At 74.9% G+C, this 10,104-nt stretch carries 9 protein-coding genes and 1 pseudogene; 5 read left to right on the top strand and 5 right to left on the bottom strand.

The genetic code is table 11. From position 1 onward, the window contains the following. Positions 1-13: 13 nt before the first annotated feature. Positions 14-781: pseudogene (locus tag ACGRHY_RS03670) on the bottom strand (gamma-glutamyltransferase); the annotation flags it as partial. Between the two features lie 476 nt (positions 782-1,257). On the opposite strand from ACGRHY_RS03670, the gene ACGRHY_RS03665 reads away from it, so the two are divergent. Continuing rightward, positions 1,258-1,557, top strand: a complete 300-nt coding sequence (locus tag ACGRHY_RS03665) for a DUF6343 family protein (protein ID WP_394633940.1) — start codon at positions 1,258-1,260, stop codon at positions 1,555-1,557. Positions 1,558-1,621: 64 nt separating this feature from the next. Here ACGRHY_RS03665 and ACGRHY_RS03660 read toward each other — a convergent pair whose 3' ends face one another. Then, on the bottom strand, positions 1,622-2,803 hold the full coding sequence (locus ACGRHY_RS03660; RefSeq protein WP_394633939.1) for a zinc-dependent alcohol dehydrogenase: 1,182 nt from the start codon (positions 2,801-2,803) through the stop codon (positions 1,622-1,624). A 118-nt stretch (positions 2,804-2,921) separates the two neighbouring features. On the opposite strand from ACGRHY_RS03660, the gene ACGRHY_RS03655 reads away from it, so the two are divergent. Further along, a complete protein-coding gene (locus ACGRHY_RS03655) occupies positions 2,922-3,587 on the top strand; it encodes a HemK2/MTQ2 family protein methyltransferase (protein ID WP_394633938.1) in 666 nt (221 codons plus the stop codon). Between the two features lie 28 nt (positions 3,588-3,615). Continuing rightward, entirely contained in the window at positions 3,616-3,843 is a 228-nt protein-coding gene (locus ACGRHY_RS03650) for a CDGSH iron-sulfur domain-containing protein (RefSeq protein ID WP_394633937.1), read from the top strand. Positions 3,844-3,899: 56 nt separating this feature from the next. Here ACGRHY_RS03650 and ACGRHY_RS03645 read toward each other — a convergent pair whose 3' ends face one another. Both ACGRHY_RS03645 and ACGRHY_RS03640 read right to left on the bottom strand, forming a co-directional pair. After that, on the bottom strand, positions 3,900-4,970 hold the full coding sequence (locus ACGRHY_RS03645) for an iron-containing redox enzyme family protein (RefSeq protein ID WP_394633936.1): 1,071 nt from the start codon (positions 4,968-4,970) through the stop codon (positions 3,900-3,902). Then, positions 4,967-6,103, bottom strand: coding sequence for a carboxylate-amine ligase (locus tag ACGRHY_RS03640; RefSeq protein WP_394633935.1), 1,137 nt, complete (start codon positions 6,101-6,103; stop codon positions 4,967-4,969). Before ACGRHY_RS03640 ends, ACGRHY_RS03645 begins: the two co-directional genes overlap by 4 nt. A 318-nt stretch (positions 6,104-6,421) precedes the next feature. Here ACGRHY_RS03640 and ACGRHY_RS03635 point away from each other — a divergent pair, with 318 nt between their 5' ends. Together ACGRHY_RS03635 and ACGRHY_RS03630 are read left to right on the top strand one after the other, a co-directional pair. Then, positions 6,422-7,084, top strand: coding sequence for a hypothetical protein (locus ACGRHY_RS03635; RefSeq protein ID WP_394633934.1), 663 nt, complete (start codon positions 6,422-6,424; stop codon positions 7,082-7,084). Continuing rightward, entirely contained in the window at positions 7,081-8,622 is a 1,542-nt protein-coding gene (locus ACGRHY_RS03630) for an FAD-dependent oxidoreductase (RefSeq protein ID WP_394633933.1), read from the top strand. Before ACGRHY_RS03635 ends, ACGRHY_RS03630 begins: the two co-directional genes overlap by 4 nt. Positions 8,623-8,706: 84 nt before the next feature. Here the strand turns inward: ACGRHY_RS03630 and ACGRHY_RS03625 are convergent, their stop codons facing one another. Beyond that, a complete protein-coding gene (locus ACGRHY_RS03625) occupies positions 8,707-10,041 on the bottom strand; it encodes a transglycosylase family protein (RefSeq protein WP_394633932.1) in 1,335 nt (444 codons plus the stop codon). Between the last annotated feature and the right edge of the window lie 63 nt (positions 10,042-10,104).

The following is a 10,104-nucleotide window of genomic DNA, read 5'->3' as shown; positions in this document are numbered from 1 at the left end:
GGTGCCGGGGCCGCTAACGGCGGGAGGGGCGCACCACCATCGCCGAACCCCCGCCGCGCCGCTCCGGCTCGGCGACGGCCCGCACCCGCCCGTCGGGCAGGACCTCCAGCGCGGCGACCGCGCCGATCTCCGGCGACGGGGTGAACGCCGGCGGCGGAAGGGCGAACCGGTGGCCCAGCCGCTCCAGCGGCGCCCGCTCGGCGGCGTACTCCAGGAAGGCCGGCTCCGCCAGCGTGGCCGTGGTGTTGCGCTGCGACAGCCGTGGCGCGGCGACCGCCTCGGGCAGCGTCATGCCCAGGTCGATCCGGTTGACGAGGGTCTGCAGCACGGTGGTGATGATGGTGGAGCCGCCCGGCGAGCCCAGCGCCAGCAGCGGACGGCCGTCCTCCAGCACGATCGTGGGCGCCATGCTGCTGCGCGGCCGCTTGCCCGGACCGGGCAGGTTCGGGCCCGCCACCTCCCCCGGCACAGGGGTGAAGTCGAAGTCCGTCAGCTCGTTGTTGAGCAGGAAGCCCCGGCCGGGCACGGTGATGGCCGAGCCGCCGGTCCGCTCGATGGTGAGCGTGTACGACACCACGTCGCCCCAGCGGTCGGCGGTGACCAGATGGGTGGTGGACGGGCCCTCGTGGTCCTCGCCGCCGCCCTGGCCCGCGGAGCAGCCCCACGAGTCCGGGTCGCGCGGGTCGGCGGGTGCCGGTGGACCGTTCAGCGCCCGGCCCGGGTCGATCAGGCAGGCCCGCTCCTCGGCGAAGCGCTCCGACAGCAGCTCCTCGGTGGCCACGGCGGCGTCCACCGCGTTGCCGCCCGCGCGCAGCACCTCCAGACCGGCGCGGGAGGCGTACGGGTCGACGCTGGAGACCGCGCCGCCGTACCCGGTGGCGACGGGCCGCTTCGCCGGCGGCTCGCGGACGGTGCCGGCGGTCTGCGCCGCGGAGGCCGAGAGAGCCGCCGGCGGTGCCGGCAGCGCCAGTGCCAACGACAGGACCAGAGCCGCCGCGGTACCGGCGCGGCGGCGGAACGGGGAGCGCGGGGAGCGGGGACGACGGGCGCGGCGGACATCGCGGACGGGCATGGAGCCTCCGTGGTATCCCGGGGACGCTCGGACTCCGGAAACCCTGTCAGCGGGCGGAGACTCGCGGCAACGGCGCCGCGCCGTCCCCCGCGCCGCCCGCTGCGGCGGCATGGCCGGGAGCGGCGGCGGGTACCCGCCGCGGCCGGAGGACCCCGGAGAAACCGGAGCCGAGGAGGTGCACCCGCATGCGGATCCCCGGCCGGTCGCGTACCGGCACCGAACCCGTGACGGCCCGCAGCGCGCTGGGACTGCGGCTGCTGCTGTCCGTCCTGTACATCCCGGTCTTCCTGGCCGGGACGGTGTTCTTCGCCCTCTGGGCGGCGGACTCGGGCCCGGGCGACAGCCCCAGCGCGGACTCGCTGCGCACCATCGCCTGGATCTGCGCCGCGCTGGCGGTGGTGGGGCTGATCGACCTGGTCGTCGTCCTGGTGCGCCGCAGGCGCGAGCGCGAGGGGAGTGCGGGAGGAGGGCGGCGCGGGCCGTGAGGATGCGGTTCTCCGGCCCGCGCCGCCCCGCCGGGAGGACCCGGGGGCGGGGAGGGGTCGGGCCCTACGGCCGCAGGACGATCTTCACCGCCCCGTCGGCCTTCTTCCGGAACATCTCGTACGCCTGGGGGGCCTTCTCCAGCGGCACGTGGTGGGTGGCGAAGTCGTCCACGCCCAGCACGTCCTCGTCCGTCAGCAGCGGCAGGATCTCCGGGATCCAGTGCCGGACGTTGGCCTGCCCCATACGCAGTTGGATCTGCTTGTCGAACAGGGTGAGCATCGGCAGCGGGTCGGTCATCCCCCCGTAGACGCCGCTGATCGAGATGGTTCCGCCGCGCCGCACGGCGTCGATGGCGAGCTGGAGGGCGGCCAGCCGGTCCACGCCCGCCGTGGTCATCAGCTTCTCGGCGATCTTCTTCGGCAGCAGCCCGGCCGACTTCTGCGCCACCTCGGCGACCGCGCTGCCGTGGGCCTCCATGCCCACCGCGTCGATGACCGCGTCCGCGCCGCGCCCGCCGGTCTTCTCCCGGATGACGTCGGCGACGTCGTCGTGCTCGGTGAGGTCCAGCACGTCCACACCGCGCGCCCGGGCCCGCTCCAGCCGCTCGGGTACCAGGTCGACGCCGATCACCTTCTCCACACCCAGATGCAGCGCGATCCGGCACGCCATGTCGCCGATGGGGCCCAGGCCCAGCACGGCCAGCGAGCCGCCCTTGGGCGCGTCCGCGTACGCCACCGCCTGCCAGGCCGTCGGCAGCACGTCCGACAGGTACAGATAGCGGTCGTCAGCGGGCCCCTCGGGTACCTTGACCGGCCCGTAGTGCGCCTGCGGCACCCGCAGGTACTGGGCCTGGCCGCCGGGCACCTGCCCGTAGAGCTTGGTGTAGCCGAAGAGCGAGCCACCGGTGCCGAACTTGCGGTTCTGGGTGGTCTCGCACTGGGTCTGGAGGTTCTGCGAGCACATGAAGCAGGTACCGCAGGCGATCTGGAACGGCATCACCACGCGGTCGCCGGGGGAGAGGTCCGGCACCTCGGGACCGACCTCCTCCACGATGCCCATCGGCTCGTGCCCGAGGATGTCACCCTCCGTCATGAACGGGGTCAGTACGTCGTACAGGTGCAGGTCCGAGCCGCACAGCCCGCTCGACGTGATCCGCACCACCGCGTCCGTCGGCTCGCGGACCGCCGGGTCTGGGACCTCGTCCACCCGTACGTCGCGCCGGCCGTGCCAGACCACTGCCTTCATCGGTCCTCACCTCTTCCGTAGGGGAACGGCCGGGTACCCCGGTTCGGGTCGCACCAGTCCCCGGCCCGCCGCCCGGACAGGCGCGTTAGGGGAGCGGCGAACGAGGTATCCGGTGTTCATGCTGCTGCTCAGGCCCCCCGGGGTGTACGCGCCGCAGGACGACACCCGGCTGCTCGGGCAGGCGCTGCACGACGCCGCGCTCGCCCCCGGAGCCCGCGTCCTGGACCTCTGCACGGGCACCGGAGTGCTCGCCATGACCGCCCTGCGGATGGGCGCGGCCGAAGCGGTGGCGCTGGACGCCTCGCCCCGGGCCGTGCTCGCCGCCCGCTGCAACGCCTGGCTGCACCGGCTGCCGCTGGCGGTGCGGCGCGGCGACCTCGCCGACGCCCTGGCCGAGGCGGAGCACGGGCGCCCCTTCGACCTGGTCCTCACCAACCCGCCGTACGTGCCCTCCCCGCGGCGCGAACTGCCCCGCAGGGGCGCGGCGATGTGCTGGGACGGCGGGCCGGACGGCCGCGCGGTGCTGGACCGGCTGTGCGGGTACGCGCCCTCGCTGCTGGCGCCGGGCGGCACCATACTGATGGTCCACTCCCGGCTGTGCGGCACCGGGGCGACGCTGGGTCTGCTGCGTGAGCAGGGGCTGAAGTCCTCGGTGGTGGCCCGCACCACCATCCCGTTCGGCCCGGTGCTGCGCGAGCGCGCCGCCTGGCTGGAGGAGCGGGGCCTGATCGCCCCGGGGCAGCGCACCGAGGAACTGGTGGTGGTCCGTGCCGACCGCCCCTGAACCCGCGGGTGGGAGCCGCGCCCGGCGCGTGGTGATCGACCCCGAGGGCCCGGTGCTGGTGGAGGGTCCGGTGGAGGTCGTCCTCCCGGACGGCCGTATCGCCCGTTCGGACCGCTTCACGGTCGCCCTGTGCACCTGCCGCCGCAGCCACCGCTACCCGTGGTGCGACACCGGCCACCGCCGCAAGGAGCGCCGCCCGAGGCCCGCGGACACGGCCCCGGGGGAGGACCCGGACCCGGAGGAGGGCCGGGGCTGACCGCCGGCCGCCCCCGGACCCGCCTCGGCCCTTCCCGGACCCCGCCCGACCGGGTCTCAGATGTCCAGCGGGCGCCGCAGCGAGGTGGTGCCGGCCCGCCAGGCGCCCAGCAGATGGTCCGCCAGACGCTCCTCCAGCAGCTCGGTGGCACGGACGCCGAACACGACGTCGGCGGCCAGCCCCGGCTCGCGCTCCAGCAGGTCGCCGATGACGTCCCGGCGCATCACCTGCTCGTGCACGGCGTCCGCCTCGATGTGCTCGGTGAAGAACAGCACGCACTCGGGCGCCGCGCCCATCCGCTCCAGCGCCCTGGCCATCTTCCGGGCGCCGGGCGCGGTGCTGATCTCGGCCGCCGCGAAGTGGCCCACCAGCGCGCCGCGCAGGGCCCGGTGCAGCCCGCACAGCGACATCAGGTTCACCCCCGCGACGATCGGGGCGGGCACATCGTCGAGGTAGCGCAGATACGACGGGTCCAGGCCCGCGCCCGCCATCAGGTCCGCGAACAGCCGCGCGTGCACCCGCTCCCCGCGGCCCCCGCCGAACTCGTCGTACTCCACCGCCACCAGCGACGCCTTGGCCTGGCCGTCGAGGCGGGGGATGACCCAGGCGTGCGGGTCGGCCTCCTTGAGGTGGTAGACCGAGCGGTGCGCGATGTACTCGCGCATCTGCCACCACTCGCCCTCGTGCAGCAGGAAGTCCGACACCCCGCCGCCCTCGGCCGGCTCCACCAGCAGCGGCTCCAGCGCGGCGGTCACGTCCGTGTCGGAGGCCGCGCCGGAATCGGCGCGGGTGAGGGTGTCGCGGCGCAGGGCGGCCAGGAAGACCCGCTCCAGACCGGCGCGCAGCCGCAGCAGGTCCGGATCCCACTCCCACTCGGCCGACACGCCCGCGAAGCCCCGGTAGTGCAGCTCGTAGCAGACGTACAGGGCCAGTTGCAGGTCCTCGCCGTACGGGTCGGCCCTCCCCACCGCCGCCCCGAGGGACGACGGCAGCCGTGCGGGCGGCGGCGCGGTCAGGGCCTCCAGCACCGCTGCGCTCAACGCACCGCGCGGGGAGGGGAGTTCCGCTGTGACGGCGCCCGAGGGGGCGCCGGTGGCGGGGCCGGCCGTACCGGTGGTGGTCGTCATACTCGCCTGTGTTCCCTCGCGTCGGTCTGGGCGGCCAGCAGTTCCACCACCGCCCGGGGGCCGCCCCGCGCCCAGGCACGCCGCTGCCGCTCGGCCCCGGTGCCGTCCTCGCGCACCGCCTCCAGCAGCCGCCGTACGGCCTCGGTGTCGCCGCTCTCATCCAGGGCGGGCGCGACGTGCCGCAGCAGCGCCTCCAGCAGTTCGCCGGCCGGCATGCGTGCGCGGGTGACCGGATCGACGCCGTCGCCCCGCAGTCCGTAGCGCGCCGCCGCCCACACCGCGGCCCTGGCCGCCCGGTCGTCGAGTTCCGGCTCCGGCACCCCCGCCTCCAGCTCGGCCAGGGCCCGGCGCACCAGGGCCCGCCCCAGCGCGGCCTGGAGCACCGCGTCGTCGACGGTCGCAGCCGCGTCCGCCACCCGGAACTCGACCGTGGGCAGCCACGGCGAGGGGCGCATCAGCCAGAAGCTCATCCGGTCGTCGATCAGCGCGCCGTAGGACACCAGCCGCTCCACCTCGGCGTCGTGGAAGGCGGCGTCGGGGAAGCGGGGAGGCATTCCCGAGGCGGGGAAGCGCAACTGCTCCATCATGCGCCAGCTGGCGTAGCCGCGGTCGCGGCCCCCGCAGAAGGGGGAGTTGACCGACAGCGCCAGCAGCGTCGGCAGCCAGCGGCGCACCCGGTTGACCACGGCCACCGCGCTCTCCCGGTCCGGCACGCCCACATGGACGTGGCAGCCGCACACCTGGTAGTCGTCCACGATGTCGGCGAAGAGTTCCGAGATACGGCGGAAGCGCTCCCCCTCTGCCACCGGAGGGCGCCCGTCGCTCAGCACGGCGGCCCCGGAGGACAGCAGCAGCAGACCCTCCTCCCGGGCGGCGTCCACCAGCCGGGCGCGGTCCTCCGCCAGATCCCTGCGGACCTCCTCCAGTGAGGTGCACACACCGGTGGCGGACTCCACCTGGCTGGAGAGGAACTCCGCCTTGTAACCGGAGCCGTCGGTGGTGGACGCCTCGTGGTGGGCGCGGCGCAGTACCGCCTGGGCACCGGGCACGGTGCGGGCGGTCGTCGGGTCGGCCAGGAGGAACTCCTCCTCGACCCCCATGGTCAGTCCCCCGGCGGTTCCATCCCTGGTCACGGCAGTGTGGGTACCCCCGGCCCGCCCGGCGAAACGGAGGGGGGTTTTCCGGGGTGGGCCACGGGTACCGCGACCGTTCGCGCCGGCGCCGCCGCGGCTTCCCGCAGCCCCCTGGGCGCTTCCCGTCTCCCGCATCGGACGCGATGCGCCGGGGTACCCGCGCCCTGGCCCCGGAAACAGCGCGATCGGTGCGCAGCCGGGGCACACCATGCGTTTCCGCCCGGTACCGGCGGGTACCGGGCGGGTCGATGAGAGCCGACCGGATCACCGACGCGTGCGCGCCCCTGACCGACACCGGGACCCGGAGGGAGACCGACCATGGCTGACGAGAACGAGCCCACCGCGGCGGGCGACGAGAGCAGGCCCGAGCTGGCGGCGGAGGACGCCACCGTCAACGACGACGAGACCCCCGGCCTGCCTCCCGAGGAGGAGCCCGCCACCGGTCCCAGCCCCGGCGACTCGGCACTGGAGGCCCCCTACGACCCGGGCGGCCGCCCCGAGGACGAGGGCATCCCCGACCTGCAGAACGGCATGCCCGGGCAGGAGCGGGCGAACGACCCGCAGCAGATGCCCGTCCCCGGCGAGCGCCCGGTGGCCGCCGAGGAGTGGGGCACCACCTACTCCGAGCAGGTGGAGGGCAAACCACTGGGCGACCGGCTGGCCGAGGAGGAGCCCGACGTGGGGGAGACCTCCCGGGCCTCCGGTCCTCCGGAGGACGGGACCGGCCAGCTCAGCGACGACCCGCTCGGGGAGCGGCCCGCCAACCAGGACGTGTTCTCCCACGAGTCCGCGGCCGAGGGGCTGTCCCCGGAGGAGTCGGCCGTCCACACCGTCGAGGAGGACCGCGACGTCGGCCAGCTCAGGGGCGAGGAGGACACCGGGCGGACCGGCCCGCCCGAAGGCGTGGGCGAGGTCGGCCCGTCCGGCGAGGGCGAGGGGACCGGCGTACGGCCCGAGCCCGGAAGGAGCCGCCGGCCATGAGCGCGTCCCCCGCCGACAACGAGTCGTACTGGCTGGCGACCGCGCCCGTCACCCCCGGGGCCACCCACCCGCCGCTGGAGCCCGGCAGCGGGACCGACACCGACGTCGTGGTGGTCGGCGGCGGCATCGCGGGCCTGTGCACCGCCTGGGAGCTCGCCCGCGCCGGCCGCCAGGTCACCGTAGTGGAGGCCGACCGGATCGCCGCCGGGGTCACGGGCCACACCACCGCCAAGGTCAGCGCCCTGCACGGCATGGTCTACGACGAACTGCGGAGCAGGCACGGCGCGGACGGCGCCCGGATGTACGCGCTCTCCCAGCAGGACGCGATCGGGCACCTGGCCGCGACCGCCGCCGAGCTGGACGTGGACTGTGAGCTGGAGCGCATGCCCGCCTACACCTGGGCCGAGTCCGAGGAGACTGCCGAGAAGCTGCGGGCCGAGGCCGAGGCCGCCGCCGAGGCCGGCCTGCCCGCCGCCTACGTCACCGAGACCGGTCTGCCCTTCCCCGTCCGGGGCGCGGTACGCGTGGCCGACCAGGCGCAGTTCCACCCGCGCAAGTTCCTCCTGGCACTCGCGGGGGACCTGGTGCGGCGCGGCGGGCGGATCGCCGAGCGCACCCGGGTGGTGGGCCTGAAGGAGGGCGAGCCGTGCACGGTGACCGCCGAGAACGGCGCCACGGTCACCGCGAACGCCGTCGTCGTGGCCACCCACTACCCCGTCTTCGACCGCGCGCTGCTGTTCTCCCGGCTGGAACCGCACCGCGAACTGGTCGTCGCCGCCGCGATCCCCGCCGAGCAGGACCCGGCCGGGATGTACCTGACCCCCGAGAACGACACCCGCTCGGTGCGCACCGCGCCCTACGGGGAGGGGCAGCGGCTCCTCATCGTCACCGGCGAGAAGTTCCTGCCGGGCACGGCCGACGTCCCCGAGCGCTTCGGCAGGCTGGAGGCCTGGACACGCGAGCGCTTCCCCGGCGCCCGGATCGTCCACCGCTGGGCCACCCAGGACAACGGCTCCACCGACCGGGTGCCTTACATCGGGCCGTTCCACCCCGGCGCGCGCCACACCTACGTGGCCACCGGCTTCGGCGGCTGGGGGATGGCGAGCGGGGTGCTGGCGGGCCGACTGCTCGCCCGGTACGTCACCGGCGGGGGCCTGCCGGCCTGGGCGAAGCTGTACGACCCCCGGCGGCTGCCCGGCTTCCGCGACGCGCCCTCGCTGCTGGGCCTGCAGGCAGGCGTCGCCAAGCACTTCGTCGGCGACCGGCTGCGCCCCTCCCACGCCGACTCCGTCGACGAGATCGCCCCAGGCGGCGGCGCGGTCGTACGGATCGGCGGGAGCCGCTGCGCCGTCCACCGCGACGCCGACGGGCAATTGCACGCCGTCTCGGCCCGTTGCACGCACCTGGGCTGCCTGGTCCACTTCAACGACGCGGAACTGGCCTGGGAGTGCCCGTGCCACGGCTCGCGCTTCGCCACGGACGGCTCGGTGATCCAGGGCCCCGCGACCCACCCGCTGGAGCGGCGCGACATCGAGTGACGGCCGCCTCCCGCCCCGCCCCGTCCCGTTCCCGGCACGGCGCCGGGAACGGGGCGGGACGGGGCGGGGCGGAGCGGGACGGGATCAGATCCGCACGCCGTTGGCGCGCAGATAGGCCAGCGGGTCGATGTCGGAGCCGTAGCCGGGGCCGGTGCGGATCTCGAAGTGCAGATGGGGGCCGGTGCTGTTGCCGGTGGATCCCGAACGCCCGATCCGCTGGCCGGCGTTGACCTGCTGGCCGGAGCGCACGGAGATCGCCGACAGATGGGCGTACTGGCTGTAGCGGCCGTCGGAGTGCCGGACGACCACCTGGTAGCCGTACGCGCCGCCCCAGCCGGCCGAGACGACCTGCCCTCGGCTGACGGACTGCACCGAGGTGCCCGTGGAGACGGGGAAGTCGACACCGGTGTGGTAGCCGCTGGACCAGCCGCTGCCCGACTGGCGGTAGACGGTGGTGGGGGAGACGCCGCTGACGGGCGCGGCGTAGCCGGGGGAGGTCTGCGCCTTGGAGCTCTTGCGCTCGGTCCGCTCGGGCTCGGCCTGCGCCTTGATCTTCTCCCGCGGCTCGGCCTCCTCCTTGGGCCCGGCATTCTTCTCGGGCCCGGCCTGCTCCTCCGTTCCCTCCCGCTTCTCCGGCTTCTCCTCGGCCTTCGGCGCGTCCTTCTGCCGGGGCACGGTGGTGCTCCGGCCGGGTGCGTCGTCCTGCCGCGTCCGGGCCGCGCCGCCCTGCTGGAGGCTGAGCCGCTGCCCGGGGAAGATCAGGTCCGGGTCGCCGCCCACGACCGTGCGGTTGCGCTCGTACAGCGCCTGCCAGCCGCCGCGCACATCGTGCTCGTCGGCGATCCCGGAGAGTGTGTCACCGCCGGCCACCACATGCGTCCGGCCGCTGTCGGAGGGCTTGTCACCGGGCTTTCCGGCCTCGGCCGGAGCGGTGGAGCGACGGGTCCCGGTCTGCGCCCCCGTCTGGACGCTGGGCCGGTTGCCCTCCGGCCCGGAGGCGCTCTCGGCCGCGGTCTCCGCGGTGGCGCCGGAGCCCTGGTACTCCCAGGTCAGACCGGCCCGGGGCGAGCACACCGGCCAGGCGGCCGGGCCCTGCCCGTCGAGCACCCGCTCGGCGACGGCTATCTGCTCGTCCCTGGTGGCGAGATCGGCGCGCGGGGCGTAGGCGGTACCGCCGAATTCCTGCCAGGTGCTCTGCTTGAACTGTAATCCGCCGTAAAAACCGTTACCGGAGTTGGTATTCCAGTTTCCGCTGCTCTCGCACGCGGCGACCTTGTTCCAGATCTCCTCGGGCGCGGCGTGGGCGGCGGTGGCCCCGATCAGCGGGATGGCGATTCCGGCCCCTCCCGCGGTAACGGTCAGCGACGCGCGGGAAACCGCGTTGGGCTTGTAACGGCGATGACGCCCTCTTCCGGCCACAGCCGGTCCCTCCCCTACGCCGTATCCGGCGGTCCGTCAGTTGAACTCTCACGCAATTCCGTT

Source organism: Streptomyces shinuiensis, from assembly GCF_043660855.1.
Classification (GTDB): domain Bacteria; phylum Actinomycetota; class Actinomycetes; order Streptomycetales; family Streptomycetaceae; genus Streptomyces.
This window is presented reverse-complemented; position numbering and strand designations above follow the sequence as displayed.